This window comes from Xanthomonas sp. F4 (assembly GCF_011761895.1).
On the sequence record NZ_JAASQX010000002.1, the window covers coordinates 739510 to 765771 of the forward strand.

Consider the following 26262-nt stretch of genomic DNA (forward strand, 5'->3'; position numbering starts at 1 on the left):
TAGACTCTCGCGTAGCCGCATAGTGTAAGCCCTGCGCGCGGCAGTACCGCGACGCGCGCCCGAAACCGCCAGAGGATCCATGCCCATCGAACTCGCTCCCCTGCCCTACGCCGCTGCGGCGCTGGCCCCACACCTGTCCGCTGCCGCGGTGGAACAGCACCACGGCCAGCATCAGCGCGCCCTGGTGGAGCGGCTCAACGCGCGACTGGCCGGCAGCGACCTGGCCGAGCTGGCGCTGCCGGACCTGCTGCGGCGCGCCCAGGGCCGGCTGTTCCAGGAGGCGGCCGAGGTCTGGAACCACGAGTTCTACTGGCGCGGCCTGCGCCCGCGCGGCGGCGGCGAACCCGGCGGTGCGCTCGGCGAACGCCTGGCCAAGAGCTTCGGCGACGCGGCCCGGTTCAAGGCCGAGTTCGAGCGCATGGCGCTGGCCGTGTTCGGCTCCGGCTGGGTCTGGCTGGTGCAGCGTCCGGACGCCAGTCTGGCGGTCGTCAGCACGGCCAACGCCGGCACCCCGCTGACCGGCGACGACACGCCGCTGCTGGCCTGCGACGTCTGGGAACACGCCTACTACACCGACTACCCCGGCGACCGCGCGCGCTATCTGCAGGCGTTCTGGAAGCTGGTGAACTGGGAGTTCGCGGCGTCCAATCTGCGCTGAGCCGGGAGTGGGGAGTCGGGATTGGGGATTCGCAGGAGCGGCGGCCGTGGCCGCCGATTGCTGGCCCAGGCGAGGCCTGGACCTGGCGCCTGATTCAGCGCTGGCCGCGCAGGGCGGCGATCACCGGGGCGACCTGGGCTTGCCGCTGCAGCTGCTCGCCTACCGCCTGCAGTGCGTGGGCCAGCGCCTCGGGCGTGTCCTCGCGCAAGGTGGCGTGACCGACCTTGCGGCCCTGGCGCGGTTCCTTGCCGTAGTCGTGCCAGTGTCCGCCGGGCTGCGCCAGCACCGCTGCGGCATCGGGCATCGTGCCGATCCAGTTGAGCATGCAGGCGTGGCCGCGCATGCGCGTGGAACCGAGCGGCAGCCCCAGCACCGCGCGCAGGTGGTTCTCGAACTGCGAGGTTTCCGCGCCTTCGATGGTCCAGTGGCCGGAGTTGTGCACGCGCGGGGCCATCTCGTTGGCCAGCAGCTCACCGTCGCGGCAGAACAGTTCCAGCGCGAACACGCCCACGTACTGCAGGCGCTCGGCCAGGGCGCGCGCATGCGCCACCGCCGCCTGCTCCAGCGCGGCATCGGCCTGCGCCGGCGCCAGGCTGGCGGACAGCACGCCATGCACATGCCAGTTCTCGGTCAGCGGCCAGGTGCGGAATTCGCCGTCGCGGCCGCGCACCGCCACCACGCTGACCTCGCGCTGGAACGGCACGAACGCCTCGGCGATCAGACCCACGCTGGCCGCCTGCGCGCCCAGCGCCGCCCAGGCCGCATCGGCGTCGGCGGCGGAGGCGATGCGGAACTGGCCCTTGCCGTCGTAACCGAGCCGGCGGGTCTTGAGGATGCACGGCGTACCGACCTGCGCCAGCGCCGCGTCCAGATCGGCACGGGTGTCGATCGCGGCGAACGCCGGCACCGGAATGCCGAGCTCGCGGAACAGGGTCTTCTCGGCCAGGCGGTCCTGCGCCACCGCCAGCGCATCCGGGCTCGGGAACACCGGCACCTGTCCGGCCAGGGCCGCGGCGCTGTCCGCCGGCACGTTCTCGAAATCGAAGGTCGCCACGTCGACCGCGTCCGCGAACGCCGCAAGCGCGGCCTGGTCGGCATAGTCGCCGACCCGCAGCGGCGCCACCTGCCCGGCGCAGGCATCGGCCGCCGGATCCAGCAGCGCGAAGCGCAGGCCCAGCGGGACGCCGGCCACCGCCAGCATGCGCGCCAACTGCCCCGCCCCCAGAATGCCGACGGTGGTCATTGGCGCGGATCGTCCTTGGTCATCACCTCGTCGGTCTGACGCTGGCGGAACTCGCCCAGCGCCGCGCCGATCTCGGCGTGGTCGTGAGCCAGCATCGCCGCGGCGAACAGCGCGGCGTTGGCCGCGCCGGCGACGCCGATCGCGAACGTGGCTACCGGGATGCCGGCCGGCATCTGCACGATCGACAGCAGCGAGTCCATGCCGTTGAGCGCCTTGGACTGCACCGGCACACCCAGCACCGGCACCGCGGTCTTGGCCGCCAGCATGCCCGGCAGGTGCGCGGCGCCGCCAGCGCCGGCCACGATCGCGCGCAGGCCGCGCGCGGCCGCTTGCTCGGCATAGGAGAACAACACGTCCGGGGTGCGATGCGCCGACACCACCTTCACTTCATAGGGCACACCCAGCGCATCGAGTTTCTGCGCCGCATGCTGCATGGTCTCCCAGTCGGAGCGGGAACCCATCACGATGCCGACGAGCGGCGCGGTTTGCTTGGAGGTCATGGCCGTCCCCTGCCTTAAAGACGTATTCTAGCCGTCTTCCACGCAAGACGAAGACCGGATGGACCGCAAACTGCTCGACCTGCTCTGCTCGCCCGACACCCGCCAACCGCTGGCGCTGCTGGAGGCGCGCGGCCTGGAGGCGTTGAATCGCGCCATCGCCGCCGGCGGCGTGCAGCGCGCCGATGGCAGTGCGCAGGCGCAACCGCTGCGCGAAGCCCTGATCACCCGCGACCGCAAGCAGGTGTTCCGCGTCGACGACGGCATTCCGGTGCTGCTGGCCGAGGAAGCCATCGGCACCGCCCAGCTCGCCGACTTCCCTGCCAAATGAGCCGCGACCCGGCGCCGCCGCAGGCGCCTGCAGCGGAGCTGATCGCCGCAGACGTGGCGCGCGCGCTGGCCGAGGACCTCGGCAGCGGCGACGTCACCGCCGCGCTGCTGCCCGACCGCGCCGACAGCGCCTACCTGCTGTGCAAGCAGGACGCGGTGATCGCCGGCCGCCCCTGGTTCGACGCCTGCCACCAGGCGCTGGATCCGCAGGTGCGGATCGACTGGCAGGTGGCCGAAGGCCAGCGCGTGGCCGCCGGCACCGTGCTGGCCCTGCTGCACGGGCGCAGTCGCGCCCTGGTCAGCGCCGAGCGCGCCTCGTTGAACTTCCTGCAGACCCTCTCGGCCACCGCCACCGCCACCGCCGCCTACGTGGCCGCGGTCGCCGGCACCGGCGCGCGCATCCTGGATACGCGCAAGACCCTGCCCGGCCTGCGCCTGGCGCAGAAGTACGCGGTGCGTTGCGGCGGCGGCAGCAACCACCGCATCGGCCTGTACGACACGGTGATGCTCAAGGAAAACCACATCCACGCCGCCGGCTCGCTGCCCGCCGCGGTGGCCGCCGCGCGCGCGCAGTGGCCGACACTGCCGCTGGTGGTCGAGGTGGAAACCCTGGAGCAACTGCGCGAGGCGCTAGAGGCCGGCTGCGACCGCATCCTGATCGACGACTTCACCGCGGAGCAGCGCCGCGACGCGGTGGCCATCGCCGCAGGCGCACCGTTCCACCGCGCGATCCCGCTGGAAGTCTCCGGCGGTGTCGACCTGAACGCGGTGCGCGCGATCGCCGCCGACGGCGTCGACTGCATCTCCATCGGCGCCCTGACCAAACACGTGCAGGCGGTGGATCTATCGCTGAAACTCGGGCCGCCCCCGCGGTAGCGGCAAGACCTGCACGTGGCGAGGCGACCGCTGTGGCGAAACCCTCGCCCGCGGCGAACGCGGACACATTCTCTCAAGCGTGCACGTCTGCACGCATGCCTCGGTCCCGAGATTGATCGCTTCAGCCCTCGCTGGATGAGTCACGCCACGCGCCAGGGCAAGCTGCAAGGCGCCTGATCGCCAGCGAACGCATCAGCCAGCACGGTGCGACCTGCCTACATCGCACGACACGCCCTACACTTCACGGCCTCGCCAACGCCGCTCTGCGACGCTGCACGCTTTCCCCTCCCCGCCGAGTTCGCCGATGTTCCGCCCCTGGTTCGCGCTGCTGTGTGTCGCCGCCCTGTTTCCCGCCGGCCGCGCCGCGGCCGCGGAAGTCTGCGATCTGCCGCCGCGCTTCGGCCTGACTCCGGCGGCAGTGGCGATCGTGCGCACCGCCTGCAACGAACACCGGCTGTGGTGGCGCCCGTTCATCGATCGCGACGGCCGCCTGGCCGGCCTGCGCGTCACCGAGGCAGAGCGCGCCGACCTTGCCGACGATGGCATCGAAGCCTGGCAGCGCGTCGCCACGTACTGGCGCGACAGCGGCACGCTGGGCGCGATGGGCCGCTTCGACGGCGCCGAGAGCTGCCAGCAACTGGACGGGTCACGCTATCGCGAGAACGACTGCCGCGCCTTCATCGTCGACAACCCCTGGTCGGCGGCCTTCGTGTCCTACGTGATGGTGCGCGCTGGCGTGGCCGGCTTCCACACCTCGATCCGCCATATCGACTACATCCGCGCCGCTTACCAGGCCGGAGCCGACGGCCTGCCCTATCGCCTTGCCGACCCGCAGCAGGAAAAACCTGCGCCCGGCGACCTGCTGTGTTTCCTGCGCGGCCGTCGGCAGCCGGTCGGCGCTGCCGGCCTGCGCGAGGCGCTGGCGCGCGGCCGCCCGCTGCCGTGGGAATCGCATTGCGACATCGTGGTCGCGGCCAATGTCGGCGGCGACCAGACCCTGTATCTGATCGGCGGCAACGTGTTCAACGCGGTGACCATGCGCAAGCTCAAGCTGGACCGCAGCGGGCGCCTGCAACTGGATGCGCCGCTGGCGCAGGACCAGAACGACGAAGGCGCCGCGCTCGAATGCACGCCCGGCCACGAGGAACTGTGCGACTTCAACCGCCAGGACTGGTCGGCCCTGCTGAAGCTGCAACCGCAGGCACAGATGCTGCTGCCGACCGCGCCGACCGATCCCGCCACCGCGCCGATGGCGACGCCAGCCGCGCCCGCGGCCAGCGCGGCCCCCGGCACGCCCGCCACTCCGCCGGCACCACTCACACCACCCACGATCCCGAACACGCCGGCGGCGGCATCACCCGTCCCCATCGCGGTACCAGCACCGCCACAACCCGGCGCGCCCTCCAACAACGAAGCGCCCAAGACCGAACCGCAGCCACAGCCGCAAGGCTGAAACGTGCTCGTCCATTGCGACGTGGGGCATCTCTAAAAACCAACCAGCGAGCGTATCCCTTGGGCAATCGAGGCATTGCGCAAGCGGCGGCGCTCAGGGTGATGGTGACGACCAGGGCCTCTAACTCGGCACTACCCGCAGGCACCTGAAGGTACGCGAACGCGCAGCATCGCCCCGTCAGCCGCGGACACGCCCGCCAATCCCGAATCCCCAATCCCCAATCCCCAATCCCCGCCCCAAGATTGCCCGCCTACCGCCGCCTCGCTACAGTGGCGCCATGCCCAGCCTGATCCTGTTGATGATCGCCGGCGCCGCGGCGTTCGCGTTCTGGAACGCCGCGCGCGCCGCCGCCGAACGCGCCGAAATCCTCGGCCGCAATGCCTGCAAGGCCGCCGACGTGCAGTGGCTGGACCAGAGCGTGCACGGCACCGGCCTGCGCCTGCGGCGTCTGCCCAACGGCTGGCTCGGCTTTGAGCGCAGCTTCCGTTTCGACTATTCCTACGACGGCACCGACCGCCACAGCGGGCGCCTGGTGCTGCTCGGCGACCAGCTGATCGCCTTCAGCGGGCCGTCGGTGGCCAGCGTGAGCAGTCTGCAGGAAGCGCGCGCGCAGCGCGACTGAGCCATGCACCAAGGCCGCGCACGATGGCGCGATCTTTCCGGCGACAGCAAAAAAGACGGGGAGACGGCTTCGCCATGCCACATCGGAATGGACGGCGGCCGCCCTCGATCCTTGGCACCACCCGTCCAGGGGCATTCGCAGGGATGCATCCCGCGTGTTGTAGACGCGGCTTCAGCCGCGACGGGCATTACCGGTAACGGCTGAAGCCGCGCCGACAACAGAACGCGGTGCGCGCGATGCGCACGCACTGGAAACGCCAACGCCTGGATGCAGCGCGCGGCCACCGGGGCCGCACATCCACTGCTTACTTGACCACGCGCAGACGCGGACGCTTGCCGGCGTCGTCGGAACCGCCCGGCCGCGGCGGCGGCGGAGTGTCGTCGCCCGGCGGCTCGCTGGCGCCGTGGATGTCGTCCGGCAGCGCCATGCCCTGCCCGGTTTCGCGCGCATAGACCGCCAGCACCGCGGACATCGGCACCTGCACCGGGTAGCTGACGCCCCCGAAGCGGGCGGTGAAGCTGACCCCGTCGTTGTCGATCTGCAACCGCACCACCGCGCGCTCGGCGATGTTCAGTACCACCCGCCCGTCCTTGACCGCGCTCGGCGGCACCTGGACGCCGGGCAGTCCCGCATCCACCAGGATGTGCGGGGTCATGCCGTTGTCGTTGATCCATTCCACCAGCGCCCGCAGCAGGTACGGGCGATGGCTGGTCATGCGGGAAGTGTCGTCGCTCATGCGCCCATTCTACGTGCCGGCGCGCAACGCCGGTACAGCTCGGAAGTCAGCGGGGAAGGCGCGGCGGACAGCATCATGCCGGCAGGTCGCGCAGTTTCTTTTCCTGGTCGGTCAGGCTGCGGATGAATCCCGGATTGCGGAAGATGCGGTTGCCGTAATCCTCGATCGCCTTGCCGTCCTTCGGCAGCGGGATGTCCAGCGCCTGCAGGCGCCAGATGATCGGCGCCATCGCGCAATCGGCCAGGCTCATCTCCGGATTGAGGAAGAACTTGCTGGCCTTGAACAGCGGCACCGACGCGGTCAGCAGTTCCTTCAGGCGCTTGCGCCCGGCTTCGGCCTGGGCCTTGTTGCCGAGCTGGATCGCCTGCACCTGCGGCACCCAGTCGTGCTCGATGCGCAGCATCGCCAGGCGCAGCCGCGCGCGCGAGAGCGGGTCCACCGGCATCAGCGGCGGGTGCGGATAGCGCTCGTCCAGGTACTCGCTGACCACCGAGGCGGCGTACAGCACCAGCTCGCGCTCCACCAGGGTCGGCACCGAGTGGTAGGGATTCAGGTCGATCAGGTCTTCCGGCGGATTCTGCGGATCCACCGCCACGAAATCGTAGGTCACGCCCTTGGCCGCGAGCACCAGGCGGACGCGGTGGCACAGGACATCATCCGTGGAGGAAAACAACGTCAAGGTATTTCGCATGCGCAAACTCGCCGCCATTCAAGGCTCTCCGACGGCCGGAATCCGCCGGCCGCATCGACGCCGCCCGCACATTGCGGACGGTCGTCACGGCCCCTGAGTGTGCAACCCTCGCTCACAAAAGCCAATAGGATGAACAGGGGATCGGCTCAGCAACGGTGCAGCCGGGATGCGGCCGAGACGGCCGCCGCTCAATGCACGTCCTTCCAGTATTCCTTCTTCAGCAGATAGGCCAGGAAGGTCAGCAGCGCCAGGAACAGCACCACCCACACGCCCAGGCTCTGCCGCTTCAACGCCGCCGGCTCGCCGGCGTATTCGAGGAAATTGCTGATGTCGCGCACCGTCTGGTCGAACTCGACCGGGCTCTGCTTGCCCGGTGTCGCCAGCTGCAGCCGCTCCACCGGCTTGTCCACCCCCGGCTGCTCGGCCTTGCCATAGACCGGCTGCTGCAGGCCCTGCAGATCCCACAGCGGATTGGGCATGGAGGCATTGGCGAACAGCTTGTTGTTCCAGCCCAGCGGCCGCGACTGGTCGAGATAGAACGACTTGAGGTAGGTGTAGACCCAGTCGGTGCCACGCACGCGGGCGATCAGGCTCAGGTCCGGCGGCGCCTTGCCGAACCACTTGGTCGCCGCATCGTGCGGCATCGCCGTCTCGATGTGTTCGCCGATCTTGGCGCCGGTGAAGTTGAGGTTGTGCATCACCTCGTCCTCGCTCAGGCCCAGATCCTCGGCCATGCGCTGGTAGCGCAGGTACTTCAGCGAGTGGCAGCCGGAACAGTAGTTCATGAACAGCTTGGCGCCACGCTGCAGCGAGGCGCGGTCGCCCAGGTCGTTGCCGGCCTGCAGGGTGGCGGCGCCCTCGGCGGCCATGGCCGAGGCGGACAGCAGCAGCGCCGAGGCGAAGCCGGCGAACACAGCGATCAGGCGCTTAGTCATGGCTGCTCACCCGCTCCGGCACCGGCTTGGTTCGATCCAGCGAGGTCCATATCGGCATCGTCAGGAAGAAGGCGAAATACAGCACGGTCAGCACGCGGCCGATATAGGTCTCGATGATCTCGGTACCGGGGCCGGAACCGATCACGCCGAGCCAGACGAAGCACACCGCCAGGATTCCCAGCATCACCCGCGAGATCCAGCCGCGGTAGCGGATCGACTTGACCTTGGCGCGGTCCAGCCAGGGCACCAGGAACAGGATCGCGATCGCCGAGAACATCACCAGCACGCCGCCGAGCTTGTTCGGCACCACCCGCAACATCGCGTAGTACGGGGTGTAGTACCAGACCGGCTTGATGTGCTCCGGCGTCACCAGGCGGTTGGCCTCGGTGAAGTTGTCGTGCTCCAGGAACAGGCCGCCGAAGCCGGGCACGAAGAAGATGATGAAGGCGCCGATCATCAGCAGGAAGCCGACGCCGACCAGATCCTTGACCGTGTAGTACGGATGGAACGGGATGCCGTCGGCCGGCTTGTTCGGGCTCCAGCGATTGCCCTTGGGCCCTTTCTTGATCTCCACGCCGTCGGGATTGTTGGAGCCGACCTCGTGCAGCGCGCCCAGGTGCAGCACCACCAGCAGCAACAGCACCAGCGGCAGCGCGATCACGTGCAGGGCGAAGAAGCGGTTGAGGGTGGCGTCGGACGGCAGGTAATCGCCCATGATCCACTCGGTCAGGCCGTTGCCGATCACCGGGATGGCACCGAACAGCGAGATGATCACCTTCGCGCCCCAGAACGACATCTGCCCCCAGGGCAGCACGTAGCCCATGAAGGCTTCGGCCATCAGCACCAGGTAGATCAGCATGCCCAGGATCCACACCAGTTCGCGCGGCTTCTTGTAGCTGCCGTACATCAGCCCGCGGAACATGTGCAGGTACACCACGATGAAGAACAGCGAGGCGCCGGTGGAGTGCATGTAGCGGATCAGCCAGCCCCACTCGACGTCGCGCATGATGTACTCGACCGAGTTGAACGCCTCGGCCGCGCTGGTCTTGTAGTGCATCGTCAGGAAGATGCCGGTGACGATCTGGTTGACCAGCACCACCATCGCCAACGAGCCGAAGTAGTACCAAAGGTTGAAGTTCTTCGGCGCGTAGTACTCGGTGACGTGCTTGCGGTAGAACGGCATCAGCCCAGGGGCGCGCTCGTTGACCCAGTCGAACACGTTGCCCGCGGTGCGGGTGAGGATGTTGTCGGCCATGACTTACGCCCCTCCCTTCGCGGACCCGGCCGGGTCGACGCCGATCACCAGGGTGTTGTCGTCCTGATAATGGTGCGGCGGCACCAGCAGGTTGATCGGCGCCGGCACGCCCTGGAACACGCGGCCGGACATGTCGAAGCGCGACTTGTGGCAAGGGCAGAAGTAACCGCCCTTCCAATCGGCGTCGTAGGGTTCGGGGCGAATCTCGGCGACCATTTCCGGCGAGCAGCCCAAATGGGTGCACAGGCCGACCAGCACCGAGACGTCGGGCTTGATCGAGCGGTACTCCGGATTCTTCAGCACGTAGTCCGGCTGCTGGTCCTTGTTGGTGGACTCCGGATCCTTGAGCCGGCCGTCCAGCGACGGCAACGCGTCGAGCATCGCCTTGGAGCGCTTGACGATCCAGATCGGCTGGCCGCGCCACTCCAGGATCAGGCGCTGGCCTTCCTGCAGGGCGCTGATGTCGGCGGTGACCGGCGCGCCGGCCAACTTGGCCTTTGCGCTCGGATTCCAGGACTTGATGAAAGGAACCGCGACGAACCCCGCACCGACCGCGCCCACGACGGACGTGGTGGCGGTGAGAAAGCGGCGGCGTCCTACGTTTACAGAATCGTTGACCCCATCGTTGGCCATCCGGCACTCCGATCTGTGATTGGGTAGCGTGAGGCTGCCAGCAGCTCGGTGGGGGTCGAGCCGCACTGAATCCACTGCAGTGTAGCGGAACCCTTAACGCGCCGACAATGGACGCGCAACGCCTCCTGCCGGGCCGCGGCGACGGCTCAATGCGCGGTCGCCAGCACGCCGCGGTAGCGCTCGGCGAGCACGCCCACCCGTTGCACGTAGCGTTGGGTCTCGCTGTAAGGCGGCACGCCGCCGTGTTTGTCTACGGCACCCTCGCCGGCGTTGTAGCCGGCCGCGGCCAGGCTGAGGTTGCCGTTGAAGCGCTTCAGCAACCACGCCAGGTACTGCACGCCGCCGCGAATATTTTGCGCTGCATCATACGAATCGCTGACGCCGAAGCGGCGTGCGGTGGGCGGCATCAACTGCATCAGCCCCTGCGCGCCGGCACGACTGAGCGCCATCGGGTTGTAGGCGGACTCGGCATGGATGATGGCGCGTACCACCGCCTCGTCGACCCCATATTCGCGCGCGGCGGCGGCGATCTCGCTCTGGTAGGCGGTGGTGTTCAGCCGCACCGCACCGAAGTTCACCCCCGGGTTGGCGCAGGCGTAGCAGGTCTCCATGAAGCTGTAGCGGATCGTGCGCACCGCACCGAGATTGGCGACCTGGGTCGGGCGCGCACTGGTGTAGTGGCGCACGCCGTCCTTCATGTACGAGTACAGCTGGCCACTGACCAGGCGCCGTGGCGTACCGCTGCTGCTGGGCGGCACCGGCGCCACGCGATTGGGCATGGCATTGGCAGTGACCGGCGTAGGAGCCGCGACCGGCGCGCTGATCAGGGTGGCCGGCGCCACGGTGCCGGCGTTGGCGATGACGCCGCGGCTGGGCGGCCGCTCGGTGCTGGCCCTGGCCGGCGCTGGCGCCGGGGCGGTATGCGCGGCGCGGCGGTCAGGGGTGTAGCGGCCGATCACGCTGCAGTTGGCGCCGGATACGCGCTTGCTGCCGTAGCTGGGCACGCCGTCGCCGCCGGTGCACTTGTACAGGGTGCCGGCGCTGGCCGGCGCAGCCGTCAACGTGGCGAGTCCCAGCCCCAGGAGCCACAGCTTCCCCTTCATGGCGGCGAGTGTCCCAACTTCCCTGGCGCTTGCCAAGTCCAGGCCGCTCGAGGCCGCGACGCGGCCGAGCGGTCAGTGTGCCCTCCCTGGCCGTAGCACCTATCCCACCGGAACCGACTCCGGCACCTGCTCCAGCAACGCGTTCAGCGCCTCACGCAGCGCCGCACGCACCTCGGGCGTAGCCTCCAGCCCGGCGAACGGCACGCCGAGGGTCAGCAACTGCGCCGCCAGCCACGGCACCGCGTCGGCCAGCAGCGACAGCCGGCAGTGGCCGTCGGCCTCGTCCTGCAGGGTGCCGCACCACAGCGGAATGCGCGCCCCCAGCTCGGCGGCGTTGCCGCGCAACCGCACGCTGAGGGCGTAGCCCAGCGCCTGCGGGCTGTAGCGGATCGCCGCGTCGACCATGGCGGCCGGTTCCTGCGGCGGCAGGCGCAAGGCCACCGCCGCGCCGAGCTGCAAGGGCGGCGCGATGCGCTCGGCGCGGAAGGTGCGCCAGTCGGTGCGGTCGCGGTCCCAGGCCAGCAGGTACCAGCGGCGGCCGGCGTTGACCAGCCGCAAGGGTTCGACCAGGCGCTGGCTGGCGCGGCCGCCGTGGTCGCGATAGGCGAAGCCGAGCAGGCGCCGGTCGCGGCAGGCGCTGGCGACACCGATCAGCACCCGCGTGTCCGGCCGCAGCGGGTCCTGGCCCAGCGCCAGGGTCGCCCCCTGCAAGGCCTCGGCGCGCTGCCGCACCCTCGCCGGCAGCAGCGGTTCGAGCTTGGCCAGCACCCGCACCGCGGTGTCCTCCAGGCCGGCCATGCTGGCGCAGGCAGCGCGCAGCGCCACCGCGACCGCCACCGCTTCGTCCTCCTCGAACAGCAGCGGCAGCATCTGCGCGCCCGCCGCGAGCCGGTAGCCGCCGCCGACGCCGGCCGCCGCCTCCACCGCATAGCCCAGCGCGCGCAGCCGCTCCACGTCGCGGCGCAGGCTGCGCCGGTCCACCCCCAACCGCGCCGCCAGTTCGGCGCCGGACCACAGGCGGCGGGTCTGCAGCAAGGCGATCAGGCGCAACAGGCGGGCGGCGGGCGATGACATCGGTGCACGCTATTGCGGACAGAAGCTGTCCGCAATGGGGTCTAGGCTGTGCGCACCGACCACCCAGGAGCCGCCCATGACCGCCGACCGCCACGTCACCCTGTTCCACAACCCGCATTCGCGCTCGCGCGGCGTGCTGATCCTGCTCGAGGAACTGGGCGCCGACTACGCCATCGAGCGCATCGACTTCGATCGGCAGGGGCAACTGGCGCCGGAGTACCTGGCGATCAACCCGATGGGCAAGGTGCCGGCCATCGTGCATGCCGGCGCGGTGGTCACCGAACAGGGCGCGATCTACCCCTACCTGGCCGACCTGTATCCCGAGGCCGGCATGGCGCCGCCGATCGGCGACCCGCTGCGCGGCCCCTACCTGCGCTGGCTGGCGTTTTACGGCGCCTGCTTCGAACCGGCACTGGTCGATCGCGCGCTCAAGCGCGCCCCGCCGCCGCGGGCGATGTCGCCGTATGCCGACTGCGACACCGTACTGGCGGTGGTGGACGCGCAACTGGCGCGCGGCGACTACCTGCTCGGCGACCGCTGCAGCGCCGCCGACGTGCTGTGGGGCAGCGCACTGGGCTGGATGCTGGGGTTCGGCCTGCTCGACCCGCCGGCACCGACCCGCGCGTACGCCGAACGCATGGCGGCACGGCCGGCGGTGCAGCGCGCGCTGGCGGTGGACGCCGCCGCCTGAGCCCTGCCAGCGACGCCGCAGCTTTCCTGCAGAGAGTCTGCACCGTACCATTCGCGTTGCGTGTGCTCCGCGCACGGACTCGCCATCGACGCCAAGGAAGACATCGCCATGCAAAAGATCTTGATCGCAATTCTGCTGTTCGCGTTGCTGGCGGTCAGCGGCGCCTGGGGATACAGCACCTGGAAGGCGCAACAGGCCGCCCCGACGGCGGCAGCGCCGGTGGCGGCAACCGCGGCCAAGCCAGCCGACCCCAAGCAGGCCGCGCCCGCCGAGGCCGACAAGGCCGCCGGGGCTCCGCCGGCGCCGGCCGCGGATGCAGTGGCCGCGGAAGGGGTCAAGTTCACCTACGAGTATGTCGCGCCGAAGAATCCCGACCTGAAGGAGGCGCACGACTTCGCCGTCGACATCGACATCCTGCATCGCCTGCCCGAGATCAACGCGATGGACGGGATGCTGATGCTGCCGGGGCCGCTGCATCTGATCGCGGCCGAATGCGGCCAGATCAATGCCTTTTACTCGCCCGCCAAGCACGAATTGGTGATGTGCTATGAAATGGTGGACATGCTGGTCAAGGTCGGCGCCGGCCTCGGCGAACAGAACCAGGATCAAAACTTCAGCGCACGCTTCCTGCTCGCCAACGCACGCTTCATCATGCTGCACGAATTCGGCCACGCGCTGATCGACATGCTGAAGCTGCCCAGCACCGGCCGTGAAGAGGATGCTGCCGATCAGTTGGCCTCATCGCTCATGCTGATGTTCATGGCCCCCAACGAGTCGCCGAGCATTCTGGCTGAGAACCTGCGCCTGGCCGGTCTGTTCTTCATGCTGAACACCAAGGAACAGTACGGCGCGGCCGACTTCGCCGACGAGCATTCGCTCGGTCAGCAACGCTTCTACAACCTGATGTGCATGCTGTACGGGCACGACCCGGCCAAATACCTGCGCCTGGTCACCAGCGGCATGCTGCCCGAGGACCGTGCCCTGCGCTGCCAGACCGAAAGCGAACGCATCACTACCGCCTGGGCCAAGTTGCTGCTGCCGCATCTCGCACCCAAGTACCGGATGAGCGGCGAAGAGGCGCAGCGGCGCTACGACGAGGCCAAGCGCAAGCAGGAAGAGAACGCCGAATCCCCCTACGTGCGCTGAGCCGCACCCGGGCGGCCGGCGACAACGCCGGCCGTCTGCGCCTTCCGTGCCGGACTGGCCACCGCGCAACGTCCTGGCGCGGTTCCCGATACACTATGTGGCTCACCGCAGCCGTCGCCGGCTGCCCGCCCGCAACCCGTCTGGAATAAGCGCCATGCCCGGGACGCCCGCCCCTGTTTCGCCGACCGCGACCGCCGCCGCGGACGTCCCCGCCCTGCTGCCGCTGCCGAGCGCACGGCCGGCACCACCGACCGTGGTGCGCGGCAAGCTGTACATCAAGACCCACGGTTGCCAGATGAACGAGTACGACTCGGCCAAGATGGCCGACGTGCTCGCCGCGTCCGAGGGCCTGGAGCTGACCGACAACCCGGAAGAAGCGGACGTGGTCCTGGTCAACACCTGCTCGATCCGCGAGAAGGCGCAGGAGAAGGTGTTCAGCCAGCTCGGTCGCTGGAAGGCGCTGAAGGCCGGCGGCAAGCCGGTGATCATCGGCGTCGGCGGCTGCGTGGCGTCGCAGGAAGGCGAGGCCATCGTCAAGCGCGCGCCCTACGTGGACCTGGTGTTCGGCCCGCAGACCCTGCACCGGCTGCCGGAACTGATCCGCGCGCGGCGCGAATCGGGCAAGTCGCAGGTGGACATCAGCTTCCCCGAAGTCGAGAAGTTCGACCGCCTGCCGGAGCCGCGCGCCGAAGGCCCGTCGGCCTTCGTGTCGATCATGGAAGGCTGCTCCAAGTACTGCTCGTTCTGCGTGGTGCCCTACACCCGCGGCGAGGAGATCAGCCGGCCGTTCGAGGACGTGCTGGTGGAAGTGGCGCAACTGGCGGCGCAGGGCGTGCGCGAGATCAACCTGCTCGGCCAGAACGTCAATGCCTACCGCGGTCCCTACGCCGACGCCGAGGCCGGCGAGGACCTGCAGCATGCCGACCTGGGCCTGCTGATCCGCAGCATCGCGCAGATCGAGGGCATCGGCCGCATCCGCTTCACCACCTCGCATCCGCTGGAGTTCAGCGACTCGCTGGTGGAGGCCTACCGCGACGTGCCGCAGCTGGCCAACTACCTGCACCTGCCGGTGCAGGCCGGCAGCGACCGCATCCTCAGCGCGATGAAGCGCGGCTACACCGCGCTGGAGTTCAAGCAGAAGATCCGCAAGCTGCGCGCGGTGCGCCCTGACATCTCGATCAGCTCGGACTTCATCGTCGGCTTCCCCGGCGAGACCGACGCCGACTTCGAGAAGACCATGAAGTTGATCGAGGACGTGGGCTTCGACCAGAGCTTCTCCTTCATCTACTCGCGGCGCCCGGGCACGCCCGCCGCCGACCTGGAAGACGACACCCCCGAGGCGGTCAAACATGCGCGGCTGGCGCGGCTGCAGGCGCACATCAATGCGCGTGCGCAGCAGATCTCGCAAAGCATGGTCGGCAGCGTGCAGACCGTGCTGGTGGAAGGGCCGTCGAAGAAGAACCCGGCCGAGCTGACCGGCAAGACCGAGAACATGCGCTCGGTGAACTTCCCCGGCCACCCGCGCCTGATCGGCCAGTTCGTCGAGGTGACGATCACCGAAGCGCTGAGCAATTCGCTGCGCGGCCGCCTGGTGGTTGCGGATTGAGCATTGCGAAGGTGCAGACAAAAACCTGCAGGCACTTCATCAAGCGCATCATTCACTCCGGCCCACTCGGACAACCTCAAGAGCCAGCCCCATCAAGAAACTCAGGCGTTGCTAAAACAGCCTGAGACAACTCAAGCATTCAGAGCAGCTAATGCCAGCCATATACCGTAGAAGTTGGATCAGCTTGGGAATGGCTTTAATGCTCTCTCATATTGCACAAGCAGAAAACGGCAACATCAGCAAGAGCGGCATTCAATGTCTAAACCTACGACAGGATCCGCTATCACTCACATCGCCCGCTTTTCTTACGCTTCCGTTCTATCAACCCTACGTGGATGGCAGCTCGATAGACCAAGTCGTGACCGATGCTCCTTTCCCAACCAGCAATCGCTACACCCTGCATGACTCTTGGTCATCATCGCCAAGTTCACCATTGATTCCGGTTACGCATTGGCGCATGTCGGAATACACCGGATTGGCGGCCACCGATCTTGCAGGTGTGCAGCGCGCCCATGTGGACTCCTACGCCAAATCGGGAGAGCAAATGATGGGACGCTGGGTAGGATTTTGGATGAACACCCAGAACGATCCAACCCCTCTCGCCAACGGATCCCTTTCCACAAACGTAGGGTGCTGGTACCAAGAACCACCTTACGCAAGAGTGTATTCGAATAGTTATCAGGTCTTGGATGTTGCATTTGACACAGGCGTTCAATACGTTGCCGCCAGTGGCGGAGCACACTCGCAAGCGTACTTTCAGATGATCGTGACCGACACCAGCGGCGGCTGCGATGACAAATGCACCTTTAGCATTTCCGTTGGATACACAGGCCCCGACATGACTGGGGCAACGAATGAAATCACCATTCGTGACGATACCGGAACCACCGCACTCCCTCTCGTCAATGCAGGGCTGGACGCTCCACGGTGGATCACTCGGATGCCCGATTCAACGCATTTCCGAACTGGGACATTTTCGCCAACGAGAGTTCATTTTCGCTTGTCACCCACCCAGCTGATACTGATGCGGGACGACGTCGCGAGAACCTTTGCAGATCACCGCAAGCTCTCTTCAAATCCACTTGATTATGCTCTCACGCTCATCAATGTGAATGGAGAGGTTTACGACCCATGCAAAGCCAATGCAAGCAATTGTAATGGCGCATCACCCAGCCAGCTTGGCATGAGTATTGGCAACATCAGGGTAACAAGTACTATCCCTCACGATGCAATTGGAGTGCCGGCAACACCTGCTCGAGGTGAGCCCCTGATCGTATTTCGCAATAGTGCCGGCGATCTACTCGACTTCTCCGCAGAACTTGGCCCAGAAGGACCGATACTTGAAAAAATAGCGACCCACCTTGCCGTCGACGATCCATCCGTGACATATGCCAACGGCGTACAACGCATTTACTTTTCAGGCAACGGACATCATATCCTTGAAGCGTTCCGCACCAAAGCGTCTTGGCAGATATGGGACATGAGTGCAGCACTCGGCCTGCCAGATTCGTATAGTCCTCCACGCGGATACACTCCAGCCGACAACATCACTCGAGTTTACTTTCGCGATGTGTCCGGCCATGTCCACGAAGTGCGCCTAACTCCATCAGGCTGGACAAAAAACGACATTACCGCATTGGCGCAAGCAGAAAGCCTTCCGGCAGCCGAAGGAAGCCCGATCGGCTATCAAGCAGGCAACGCCGATAGGGTTTTTTATCGAAGCGTGGGAAATCAGATCATTGAACTATTCTTTTGGAATGGCAAGTGGCAGGCATGGAACATGACGACGACCCCAGGAGCAACCTCTGCAGCGACAGATCCACGTGCGTTCGTCGACTCAGGCGGATCCCCTAGGGTGATCTATCGGGACATCAACGGTATTGTCCATCAATTGAAAACGGAAAGCGATGGATGGCATGACACCAGTTTCGAACATATGCCTGATTTCGTCGCAGCACTCGGCTCACCTTCCGGATTCGTGATGAATGGCAACGCGAACTTGCTGTACCAAGGAGTCGACCATCACCTACACCACCTGACGGAAATCGATGGGCAGTGGATCGCTGAAGATATGTCTATCGTAGGCGGCGCAGTATCTATCGCCTCCGATCCAGTCGGATACACAGACGGAGAAGGCATACCTAGAATTGATTACGTGGGCACCGATAGTCAGTTACATGAATTTTTTTGGCAGAAGAACTGGCTACACCGTGACCTTTAAGGTGACGATCACCGAGGACGACGCCGCGGCCTGAGCGGCGGCGGGCACGCCCTAGTCGAGCGCGCTGAGGAACCGTCCTCCGCGCGGGCCGATCTGCACGGCCCGCGAATCCGGCACACGCCGGGCCAGGCCGTTGTCGAGCAGATACCCGAGCACGGCGCTGCCCAGCGCACCGGCGACGTGGTCGCGGCGCTCGCTCCAGTCCAGGCACGGCCGACACAACGGCCGGCGCGACGCACGCAGCACCACGACGTCGATGCCGATCGCCGCGCACCAGTCCGCGCCGGACGCGCTCAGGGCCATGCCGTCGCTGCACAGCAGGTGCCCGCGCGCTTCCATCTGCTGCCGCCAGGCAATCGCCAGTTCGCCGGCGAGGTGGTCGTAGCACACCCGTGCCCGGCGCAAGGCGGGATCCGCCGGGCCGACCCGCCGCGTCATCGGTGGCGGCGCCAGCCCCATCATCGCCTCGACCGCCGCCGCGACCTGCGCGCCGGCCAGGCGGAAATAGCGGTGCCGGCCCTGTTGCGCGACCTCGATCAAGCCGGCATCGACCAGTTGCGCCAGATGCCGGCTTGCGGTCGACGGCGCGACCTCACCGTCCAGCGCCAGTTCGCTGGCGGTGCGCGCCTGCCCGCTCATCAACGCCGCCAGCATGCGGCTACGCGCCGCATCACCGAGCAGGAATGCGGCGCGCGCAAGCAGGGTGTCTTCGCTCATGCTTCGATTCTAGACGAAGCATGGCGCCGCGCCGGCGCCTACCGTGCCCGCTCTCCACACGAGGCAGGCGCATGACCGACACGCTCCACCACTACGCATCGCAATTGCACTGGACCGGCAACCGCGGCGACGGCACCGCCGACTACAGCGGCTACGGCCGCGACTACGCGTTGAACGTGCCAGGCAAGCCGACCCTGACTGGCAGCGCCGACCCATGCTTCCGCGGCGACCCGGCGCTGCACAACCCCGAGGATCTGCTGGTCGGCGCCCTCGCTGCCTGCCACATGCTCACCTACCTGGCGCTGTGCGCGCATGCCGGCATCCGGGTGCTGGCCTACGAGGACCAGGCGCAGGGCTGGCTGGCGCTTCGCCCAGGCCAGGGCGGGCGCTTTCGCGAGGTGGCGCTGGCACCGCGGGTAACCATCGCGGCGGACGCCGATGCGCGCCGCGCGCAGGCCTTGCATGCGCAGGCCCACGCGCAGTGCTTCATCGCCAACAGCTGCGCCATGCCGGTGCGTTGCGAGGCGACGATCGTGCGCCTGGACGGGCCGCCGGAGGCTGGCCGATGAAGGACGTGGAAATCCATCTCGAAGACCGCCCGGGCGCCCTGTCCGCGATGGCCCAGGCGCTCGGCGCGGCCGGCATCAGCATCGAAGGCGGCGGCGTGTGGCGCGTGGACGGGCGCGCGGTCGCGCACTTCCTGTTCGACGCCGCCGCACCGGCAAGCCAGACCCTGCGCGCGCACGGTTTCCACGTGGCCGCCGAACACCCAGTGGTGAGCCTGCGCCTGGACCAGGAAACGCCGGGGCAGCTCGGCCTGCTGACCGGCATGCTCGGCGCCGCCGGCATCAACATCGCCGTGCAGTACAGCGACCACCACGGGCAACTGATCCTGGTCGTGGACGACCCCGCCGGTGCATGCGCGATTGCGGACGCATGGATGCAGGCCCGCGAGGCGCGCTGCGAAGGCGACACCGACGCTGGCGATCGTCGATAAGACGCGCCGCAACCGATTCCGCGGGACCAGCGCCGCCGCAATGCAGGCGTTGCCGGGCGGATCGGTGCGATTTTTTCGCCAGCACAGGCCGGCGCCTTGCGCGGCAAGGCGTTCGCGCGGTTGTCCACAGGCTTTTGGACAATCGATCCACATCCATTGTGGACAACGTTGCCATCGCCGCGGCGCGAGGATCGCGGCGGTGGCGCCGCGCCTGCGCGCGCCGATCCGCACGGCGCACCTCCACTGCGGCAGCCTGCGCACCACGACGGCGCCGCCGCGCGCCCTTCACTGGCCCGGCTACGCGCTGCGCGCTACCCTTTGCGCCCCTCGTTTCTTCGACGCCGCCGCTGGCGGCGTGCGCCCGCCATGACCACCCCTGCGCAACGCGACTTCACCCTGGATCCCGCCGACACCGAGCGCCTGGCCAACCTGGCCGGCCCGTTCGACGCGCACCTGCGGCAGATCGAACTGCGCCTGGGCGTGGAGATCTCCAACCGCGGCAACGTGTACCGGGTGACCGGGCCGGAGCAGGCGGTGGCGGCGGCCGAGCGGCTACTGCAGGCGCTGTACGCCGAGGCCGACCACGTCGCCTTCGACGACCAGGAGATCCACCTGCGGCTCAACCAGTCCAACGTCGACCAGGTCGCGCAGCGCGCGTACCAGCCGCAGGACGTGGCGATCAAGGTCAGGCGCGGCACGGTGCGCGGCCGCGGTGCCAACCAGGCCAAGTACCTGCACCAGATCGCCACCCACGACATCAACTTCGGCATCGGCCCGGCCGGCACCGGCAAGACCTTCCTGGCCGTGGCCAGCGCGGTGGAAGCGCTGAACGAATCGCGGGTGCAGCGCCTGATCCTGGTGCGCCCGGCGGTGGAGGCCGGCGAGAAGCTGGGCTTTTTGCCCGGCGACCTCAGCCAGAAGGTCGATCCCTACCTGCGCCCGCTGTACGACGCGCTGTACGAGATGCTGGGCGTGGAGAAGGTGGTCAAGCTGCTGGAAAAGAACGTCATCGAGATCGCGCCGCTGGCGTACATGCGCGGACGCACCCTCAACGACGCCTACGTGATCCTGGACGAGGCGCAGAACACCACCATCGAGCAGATGAAGATGTTCCTGACCCGGCTCGGCTTCGGCAGCACCGCGGTGGTCACCGGCGACCTGACCCAGATCGACCTGCCCAAGCACGTCAAGTCCGGCCTGCGCGACGCCATCGAGGTGCTGCACGAGGTGGACGGGGTCAGCTTCACCTTCTTCGAGGCACGCGACGTGGTCCGGCATCCGCTGGTGGCGCGCATCGTCAACGCCTACGAGAAGCGCGACGTCGTCGACCGCGCCACCGGACCCGCCGCATGATCCGGCCCTGGCCCGGCCTGCTGGCAGCGCTGCTCGGCGTGGCCGGTGGCGCCAGCGGCCATTCGTCGGACCCGCCGCGCGCGCAGGACCCGGCACCGCAGCGCATCGCCCTGGCGCAATCGCTGACCCCGCCCTGCCTGTCGATCGTGCAGGACGCGGCCAGCATCGGCCTGCCGCGCGACGTCCTCGAGCGCGCTGCGGCAATTTCTCGCACCTCGCCGACCGCACCGCGCGGCGACGAAGCGCAACGCCTGGCCTGGATCGCCGGCACCCGCGCGCAAGCGCTGCTCGATGCGGCCGAAACCGCCGGCGTGACACGCGATCGCTTCGGCTGCAACGCGCTGGCCTACGCCAAGGTGCCAGCGGACAGCCTCTACCTGGTCGGCCACCTGCTCGAACGCGGCCAGGCCGCCGTATGGCTCTCTGCTTCGGGGCGCTTCGCCGCCACGGTGGAGATCCGGCACGACAATCCGCAATGCCAGCAAGGCCCGATGGGCAGCGTGGCGTACCGCATAGACGCCGAAAAAAAGCCCGTGCTGTTCCTGGTCGAATGCGTCACCTGAGTCTGTAGTGGCGCGTCTGCCGCTCCAGGACAAGGCGTGCATGACCGGAACTGCGCAGCGGACGCCGGCATCGACCGCACGACAGTGATCGAGATCGCCTACGAAGCAGGCGACGGGGCGTCGCCCTGAGCGCGCGTTAGCGCGATACTGTGGCCCCCACCGCTGCACCCGGCCGTTCCGCCATGACCAAAGGTCCCGTCCGCCTCGATGTCGGCGTCAGCTACGCCCTGCCCCGTGCCGGGCTGCCGGCGGCGCCGAGCTTCCGCAAATGGGTCGCCGCGGCGCTGAAGGGCCGCATCCGCGAGGCCGATCTGGCGATCCGCCTGGTCGACGACCGCGAAGGCCGCGCCCTCAACCAGCACTACCGCGGCAAGGACTACGCCACCAATGTGCTCAGCTTCCCGGCGGAACTGCCGGAGGGGCTGCCGAAAGGCGTCAAACTGCCGCTGCTCGGCGATCTGGTGATCTGCGCACCGGTGGTGGCGCGCGAAGCCGCCGAACAGGACAAGCCGCTGAACGCGCATTACGCGCACCTGACCGTGCACGGCGTGCTGCACCTGCTCGGCTGGGACCACGAGGACGACAAGGAAGCCGAGGCGATGGAGCAACTGGAGCGCGAGATCCTCGCCGACCTCGGCGTGTCCGACCCCTACGCCGGCGAGCGTTGATCCGATATCCCGCGCGCTCTGCCGCGACCGACCCTCACCCCGACCCCTCTCCCGGGGGGAGAGGGGCTCGGTGTGTCACCCACCTCTCCCGCGCTGGTCAAGCGCAGGCGCCGGCGGTAACGTGGCCGCGCGGCGATCGCCGCCCCGTTTTCCTTCGAGGTTCCGTGCGTTGATCCGTCCCTCGCTCGTCCTGCTCGCGCTCGCCTGCGCCGCTCCGGCGGTCGCCGCGCCTGCCGTGCCGCCGGCGGCAGCGCCTGCCGCCACCACGGCCGCCGATCCGGCCATCGACCTGCCGGCCCTGCTGGAATGCCGCCAGCACGTGGCCGACTTCAGTGCGCTGGCGCCGCTGCTGGCCGATCCGCTGAAGGCGGTGGCGCACGGCTGGCGACCGCTGCCGCAGTCCAACCTGTTCATGACCGAGTACGCGCTGACCCGGCCGATCCAGGTGTTCGGCTACAGCAGCGAGCGCATCGCCTTCTCCGGCGCCAGCGTGATGGCGATCCTGGACCTGCCCGACCCGCGGCCGCTGGCCAAGCGCCTGAACCTGGAAGCGGCGGTGGACACCCCGGAGAAGGCCATGTTCGGCCGCGAGGTGCTCAGCCGCGACGTCCACGACCCCAAGACCGGCGAGCCGATGATCGAGTCGATCATCCTCAGCGTGTCCACGGTGAAATCGCACCCCGGCAAGACCCTGGCCGGCTGCAGCTACAGCCTGGACCTGCCCGAAGAACCGGGCGCGGCACCGGCACCCGACGCGCTGCATACTCCGCCCCCCGGCGGCTGAACCCGGGCCGGCGCGCCGCCGATGGCCCGCCGCCGGCGTCGCGATGCTGTCGCGACCGCCCTGCTAGACTTGCCCTTACCGCCCGTTCGATCGGCGCCTACCCACAGAACATGTCAGAAGACGGACCGAGTAGCTCCTCCCCGGAATCCCACGAAAAACGTCGCGGCTGGCTGGAACGCCTGACCTCGGTGTTCTCCGGCGACCCGCACACCCGCGACGATCTGGTCGAGGTGCTGCGCGACGCGCAGCACGATGGCCTGATCGCCGCCGACACGCTGCGCATGATGGAGGGCGCGCTGTCGGTCTCCGAACTCACCGTCGGCGATGTGATGATCTCGCGCGCGCAGATGGTCTCGCTGCCGGTGGAGGCGCGCTTCCTCGACCTGATGAAGCAGGTGGTCGAATCCGGCCATTCGCGCTTCCCGGTGCATGGCGAGAACAAGGACGACATCCTCGGCATCCTGCTGGCCAAGGACCTGCTGCGCGGCGTGGTCGCCGATGACGGTCCGGGCACGGTGCGCGAACTGTTGCGGCCGGCGGTGCTGATTCCCGAGTCGAAGAAGCTCAACGTGCTGCTCAAGGAGTTCCGGCTCTCGCGCAACCACATGGCGATCGTGGTCGACGAGTACGGCGGCGTGGCCGGGCTGGTGACCATCGAGGACGTGCTGGAGCAGATCGTCGGCGACATCGACGACGAGCACGACGACGCCGAGGACGAGGCGTCGCTGATCGCCGCGCAGGCCGACGGCCAGTACGTGGTGGATGCGCTGACCCCGATCGAGGATTTCAACGAACGCTTCGGCGCCGACTTCCCCGACGACGACTACGACACCGTCGGCGGGCTGGTCACCGAGGCGATCGGCCACCTGCCCGAGACCGGCGAGGAACTGACCCTGGGGCGGTTCGCATTCCGTGTGGCGCGGGCCGACGCGCGCCGGGTGCAGGCCTTCCACGTGACCATCCTGCCGCCTCCTGCGCAGGACGGCGCTTGAGCACGCACGCCGTGCCGCGCAGACGCGCGGCCTGCTGGCTGGGAATGCTGCTGGCCCTGTGGGCCGGGCTGGCCTTCGCACAGACCACGTCCCCGGATCCGGCGTCACCGCCGCCGCTGGCCGCACCGGTACCCGCGGCGCCCGTTGCGGCTGCGCCCGCCGCGGCCGATGCCAGCGACCCGGCGCCGCGCATCGGCGTGGCCACGATGCAGCCCGGCGAAGTGTTCTTCGAGCGCTTCGGCCACGACGCCATCGTGGTGCTGGATCCGCGCACGGGCCAGGCCACCTCGTACAACTTCGGGTTCTTCGACCCCAGCGAACCGGGCTTCGTCGGCCGCTTCGCCGCCGGCGACATGCGCTATTACCTGGTCGCACTGCCGCTGCAGGAGGATCTGCAGCAGTACCGCGAGGCCGGACGCGGCGTGGACATCCAGTGGCTGGACCTGGCGCCGGCGCAGGCACGCGCGCTCGAGCAGGCGCTGGCCTGGCGCGCACGCCCGGAGAATGCCCGCTACCGCTACGACTACTACACCGCCAACTGCGCCACGATGGTCCGCGACGCGCTGGACCGGGCCATGGGCGGGGCGCTGCATGCGCAACTGTCGGGCCGCTCGCGCGGCAACACCTACCGCAGCGAATCGGTGCGCCTGGCCTCGCCGGCGCCGTGGATGTGGCTCGGCTTCGACCTGGGCCTGGGCCCGTATGCCGACAAGCCGCTGTCGCGCTGGGAAGAAGCCTTCGTGCCGATGCGCCTGGCCGAGAGCCTGAACGAGGTGCGCAACAGCGCCGGCCGCCCGCTGGTGCAGGCGCGCCAGCAGTTGCTGCCGCAGCGCCTGCCGCCGGAGCCGCCGGAACAGCTGCGGCACTGGTGGCCGTGGCTGCTGGTCGGGCTGGCCGCGGCGGCCGGTGTGCTGGCGCTGGGCCGCCGCCCGCGCTGGCTGGCCGCGCTGGCGCTGCCGTTCTGGCTGCTGTGCGCGCTGGGCGGTGCGGTCCTGCTGTACCTGTGGGGCTTCAGCGAGCATCGCGCCGCCTGGGGCAACCGCAACCTGCTGCTGCTGGATCCACTGTGCCTGCCGCTGCTGGTCGGCGGCGTGGCGCTGCTGCGCGGGCGCCGCCCCGGGCGCTGGTTCGACGTGCTGCTGTGGCTGGTGGTGGCGCTGGCCGGCGCCGCGCTGCTGATCCACTGGCTGTCGATGCTGCAGCCGCAGTTCAACCTGCAATGGATCGCGCTGCTGCTGCCGGTGCACGCGGCGCTGGCCTGGGCGCTCACCCGCCCTCGCCCGCAGCCCTGATACCGTCGCGCCACCTCGCCACGCGCGCCTCCGCCGAACCCGACCCGCCATGGCCTCCGCGACCGCCAATCCCGCCTGCGTCATCAACTGCGTGCACTACGACGGCCACGGCCGCCGCCACGACATCGCCCTGGAGCAGATCAGCGATGTGCTGGCCGGGCATGACGACGGCTTCGTCTGGGTCGGCATGTACGAGCCCGGCGACGCCGTGTTGCAGCAGCTCAAGGAAGAGTTCCAGCTGCACGAACTGGCGATCGAGGACACCCGCAAGGCGCACCAGCGGCCCAAGGTCGAGGCCTTCGGCAATTCGCTGTTCCTGGCGGTGCACACCGCGCAGGTGATCGACGCGCGCATCGTCTACGGCGAGACCCACGCCTTCCTCGGCGAGCGCTTCCTGCTGACCGTGCGCCATGGCGCCTCGCTGCCCTACGCGCCGGTGCGCGAGCGGCTGGAACGCGAGGCCTCGCTGATGAAACTGGGGCCGTCGTACGCGCTGTACGCGGTGCTGGACTACATCGTCGACAATTACCAGCCGATCCTCGACGACTTCCGGCAGAGCCTGGAACGCCTGGAGACGGACATCTTCGCCGAGGCGTATCGGCGCGACACCGCGATCCGCCTGTACGAACTCAAGCGCGAACTCAACCAGATGCGCCTGGGCGTGGCGCCGCTGCAGGACGTGCTGGCGCACCTCAAGCGCCACCCCGGCCCGCTGATCGCCGAGGAAGTGCGGCTGTACGTGCGCGACGTGCTCGACCATGCGGTGCGTACCAACGACGCCATCGACACCCTGCGCGAAATGCTCGGCACCGCGCTGAGCGTGAACCTGTCGCTGGTCACCCTGGCCCAGGGCGAGACGGTCAAGCGCCTCGGCGCGTGGGCCGCCCTGCTCGCCGCCCCGACCCTGATCACCAGCTGGTACGGCATGAACTTCAAGCAGATGCCGGAACTGGAATGGCCCTGGGCCTACCCGCTGATGGTCGGCGGCGTCGCCGCGGTGTGCGTGGCGCTGTATGTGGCGTTCAAGCGGGCAAGGTGGCTGTGAAGCCGGGATTGGAGATTGGGGATTTGGGATTCGTTGAAGCGGTGCGCTGCGCCTGATGGTTTAAAGCCTGGGTTGCACGGG

At 68.3% G+C, this 26262-nt stretch carries 28 protein-coding genes; 18 read left to right on the forward strand and 10 right to left on the reverse strand.

Going from position 1 to position 26262, the window contains the following annotated elements; genetic code table 11:
* The first annotated feature begins 79 nt into the window (after nt 1-79).
* Entirely contained in the window at nt 80-658 is a 579-nt protein-coding gene (locus tag FHR66_RS11130; protein ID WP_160967292.1) for a superoxide dismutase, read from the forward strand.
* A gap of 94 nt (nt 659-752) precedes the next feature.
* On the opposite strand, the gene FHR66_RS11135 is transcribed toward FHR66_RS11130, so the two are convergent.
* Together FHR66_RS11135 and purE are read right to left on the reverse strand one after the other, a co-directional pair.
* Nucleotides 753-1901 (reverse strand): 5-(carboxyamino)imidazole ribonucleotide synthase, encoded by a 1149-nt coding sequence (locus tag FHR66_RS11135; protein WP_160967290.1) that lies wholly within the window; start codon nt 1899-1901, stop codon nt 753-755.
* On the reverse strand, nt 1898-2401 hold the full coding sequence (purE, locus tag FHR66_RS11140; protein ID WP_160967288.1) for a 5-(carboxyamino)imidazole ribonucleotide mutase: 504 nt from the start codon (nt 2399-2401) through the stop codon (nt 1898-1900). The genes FHR66_RS11135 and purE overlap by 4 nt, the downstream gene beginning before the upstream one ends.
* Nucleotides 2402-2459: 58 nt before the next feature.
* Between purE and FHR66_RS11145 the strand changes: the two genes are divergently transcribed.
* The 4 genes from FHR66_RS11145 (at nt 2460) to FHR66_RS11160 (ending at nt 5679) form a co-directional block, all read left to right on the forward strand.
* The gene (locus FHR66_RS11145; protein ID WP_010342118.1) at nt 2460-2729 is read left to right on the forward strand and encodes a Trm112 family protein; all 270 of its coding nucleotides are present in this window, start codon (nt 2460-2462) and stop codon (nt 2727-2729) included.
* Nucleotides 2726-3604 (forward strand): carboxylating nicotinate-nucleotide diphosphorylase, encoded by an 879-nt coding sequence (gene nadC / locus FHR66_RS11150; RefSeq protein WP_160967286.1) that lies wholly within the window; start codon nt 2726-2728, stop codon nt 3602-3604. Before FHR66_RS11145 ends, nadC begins: the two co-directional genes overlap by 4 nt.
* Before the next feature lie 304 nt (nt 3605-3908).
* A complete protein-coding gene (locus FHR66_RS11155) occupies nt 3909-5057 on the forward strand; it encodes a DUF2272 domain-containing protein (protein WP_167087789.1) in 1149 nt (382 codons plus the stop codon).
* Between the two features lie 277 nt (nt 5058-5334).
* Nucleotides 5335-5679 carry a DUF3301 domain-containing protein gene (locus FHR66_RS11160; protein WP_160965879.1) on the forward strand — a complete coding sequence of 115 codons (345 nt, stop codon included), beginning with the start codon at nt 5335-5337 and terminating at the stop codon, nt 5677-5679.
* 304 nt (nt 5680-5983) lie between these two features.
* Here FHR66_RS11160 and FHR66_RS11165 read toward each other — a convergent pair whose 3' ends face one another.
* The 7 genes from FHR66_RS11165 to FHR66_RS11195 form a co-directional block, all read right to left on the reverse strand.
* Nucleotides 5984-6415 (reverse strand): ClpXP protease specificity-enhancing factor, encoded by a 432-nt coding sequence (locus FHR66_RS11165; RefSeq protein ID WP_017908205.1) that lies wholly within the window; start codon nt 6413-6415, stop codon nt 5984-5986.
* Between the two features lie 73 nt (nt 6416-6488).
* A complete protein-coding gene (locus tag FHR66_RS11170; protein WP_010342124.1) occupies nt 6489-7124 on the reverse strand; it encodes a glutathione S-transferase N-terminal domain-containing protein in 636 nt (211 codons plus the stop codon).
* 170 nt (nt 7125-7294) lie between these two features.
* Nucleotides 7295-8041 carry a cytochrome c1 gene (locus FHR66_RS11175; RefSeq protein ID WP_160965877.1) on the reverse strand — a complete coding sequence of 249 codons (747 nt, stop codon included), beginning with the start codon at nt 8039-8041 and terminating at the stop codon, nt 7295-7297.
* Nucleotides 8034-9296, reverse strand: a complete 1263-nt coding sequence (locus FHR66_RS11180; protein ID WP_160965875.1) for a cytochrome b — start codon at nt 9294-9296, stop codon at nt 8034-8036. Before FHR66_RS11180 ends, FHR66_RS11175 begins: the two co-directional genes overlap by 8 nt.
* Nucleotides 9297-9299: 3 nt before the next feature.
* Nucleotides 9300-9929 (reverse strand): ubiquinol-cytochrome c reductase iron-sulfur subunit, encoded by a 630-nt coding sequence (petA, locus tag FHR66_RS11185; RefSeq protein WP_160965873.1) that lies wholly within the window; start codon nt 9927-9929, stop codon nt 9300-9302.
* A 146-nt stretch (nt 9930-10075) separates the two neighbouring features.
* A complete protein-coding gene (locus FHR66_RS11190) occupies nt 10076-11032 on the reverse strand; it encodes a lytic transglycosylase domain-containing protein (RefSeq protein ID WP_160965871.1) in 957 nt (318 codons plus the stop codon).
* A 99-nt stretch (nt 11033-11131) separates the two neighbouring features.
* Nucleotides 11132-12106, reverse strand: a complete 975-nt coding sequence (locus FHR66_RS11195) for a helix-turn-helix transcriptional regulator (protein WP_160965869.1) — start codon at nt 12104-12106, stop codon at nt 11132-11134.
* A gap of 76 nt (nt 12107-12182) precedes the next feature.
* Here FHR66_RS11195 and FHR66_RS11200 point away from each other — a divergent pair, with 76 nt between their 5' ends.
* The 4 genes from FHR66_RS11200 to FHR66_RS11215 all read left to right on the forward strand — a co-directional run bounded on the left by FHR66_RS11200 (nt 12183) and on the right by FHR66_RS11215 (nt 17770).
* On the forward strand, nt 12183-12797 hold the full coding sequence (locus FHR66_RS11200) for a glutathione S-transferase family protein (RefSeq protein ID WP_160965867.1): 615 nt from the start codon (nt 12183-12185) through the stop codon (nt 12795-12797).
* 108 nt (nt 12798-12905) lie between these two features.
* Nucleotides 12906-13943, forward strand: a complete 1038-nt coding sequence (locus tag FHR66_RS11205; RefSeq protein WP_167087791.1) for a DUF4344 domain-containing metallopeptidase — start codon at nt 12906-12908, stop codon at nt 13941-13943.
* 154 nt (nt 13944-14097) lie between these two features.
* Nucleotides 14098-15549, forward strand: a complete 1452-nt coding sequence (gene miaB, locus FHR66_RS11210) for a tRNA (N6-isopentenyl adenosine(37)-C2)-methylthiotransferase MiaB (protein WP_160965863.1) — start codon at nt 14098-14100, stop codon at nt 15547-15549.
* Between the two features lie 190 nt (nt 15550-15739).
* Nucleotides 15740-17770 (forward strand): hypothetical protein, encoded by a 2031-nt coding sequence (locus FHR66_RS11215; protein ID WP_160965861.1) that lies wholly within the window; start codon nt 15740-15742, stop codon nt 17768-17770.
* A 51-nt stretch (nt 17771-17821) separates the two neighbouring features.
* On the opposite strand, the gene FHR66_RS11220 is transcribed toward FHR66_RS11215, so the two are convergent.
* Nucleotides 17822-18487 carry an ArsR/SmtB family transcription factor gene (locus FHR66_RS11220; protein ID WP_160965859.1) on the reverse strand — a complete coding sequence of 222 codons (666 nt, stop codon included), beginning with the start codon at nt 18485-18487 and terminating at the stop codon, nt 17822-17824.
* A 71-nt stretch (nt 18488-18558) separates the two neighbouring features.
* Here FHR66_RS11220 and FHR66_RS11225 point away from each other — a divergent pair, with 71 nt between their 5' ends.
* The 9 genes from FHR66_RS11225 (at nt 18559) to FHR66_RS11265 (ending at nt 26181) form a co-directional block, all read left to right on the forward strand.
* Nucleotides 18559-19056, forward strand: coding sequence for an OsmC family protein (locus tag FHR66_RS11225; protein ID WP_160965857.1), 498 nt, complete (start codon nt 18559-18561; stop codon nt 19054-19056).
* On the forward strand, nt 19053-19484 hold the full coding sequence (locus FHR66_RS11230; RefSeq protein WP_160965855.1) for an ACT domain-containing protein: 432 nt from the start codon (nt 19053-19055) through the stop codon (nt 19482-19484). Before FHR66_RS11225 ends, FHR66_RS11230 begins: the two co-directional genes overlap by 4 nt.
* Nucleotides 19485-19850: 366 nt before the next feature.
* Nucleotides 19851-20837, forward strand: a complete 987-nt coding sequence (locus FHR66_RS11235) for a PhoH family protein (protein ID WP_160965853.1) — start codon at nt 19851-19853, stop codon at nt 20835-20837.
* Nucleotides 20834-21400, forward strand: a complete 567-nt coding sequence (locus tag FHR66_RS11240; protein ID WP_160965851.1) for a hypothetical protein — start codon at nt 20834-20836, stop codon at nt 21398-21400. The genes FHR66_RS11235 and FHR66_RS11240 overlap by 4 nt, the downstream gene beginning before the upstream one ends.
* 182 nt (nt 21401-21582) lie before the next feature.
* Nucleotides 21583-22068 carry an rRNA maturation RNase YbeY gene (ybeY, locus tag FHR66_RS11245; RefSeq protein ID WP_017908182.1) on the forward strand — a complete coding sequence of 162 codons (486 nt, stop codon included), beginning with the start codon at nt 21583-21585 and terminating at the stop codon, nt 22066-22068.
* A gap of 169 nt (nt 22069-22237) precedes the next feature.
* Nucleotides 22238-22852, forward strand: a complete 615-nt coding sequence (locus tag FHR66_RS11250; RefSeq protein ID WP_160965849.1) for a hypothetical protein — start codon at nt 22238-22240, stop codon at nt 22850-22852.
* 110 nt (nt 22853-22962) lie between these two features.
* On the forward strand, nt 22963-23844 hold the full coding sequence (locus FHR66_RS11255) for an HlyC/CorC family transporter (RefSeq protein ID WP_160965847.1): 882 nt from the start codon (nt 22963-22965) through the stop codon (nt 23842-23844).
* A 44-nt stretch (nt 23845-23888) separates the two neighbouring features.
* Nucleotides 23889-25136: a lipoprotein N-acyltransferase Lnb domain-containing protein gene (locus FHR66_RS11260; protein ID WP_237475263.1), complete on the forward strand. Its 1248-nt coding sequence runs from the start codon at nt 23889-23891 to the stop codon at nt 25134-25136.
* Between the two features lie 49 nt (nt 25137-25185).
* Complete coding sequence (locus FHR66_RS11265; RefSeq protein WP_160965899.1) at nt 25186-26181, forward strand: magnesium and cobalt transport protein CorA; 996 nt, start codon at nt 25186-25188, stop codon at nt 26179-26181.
* Nucleotides 26182-26262: the final 81 nt, after the last annotated feature.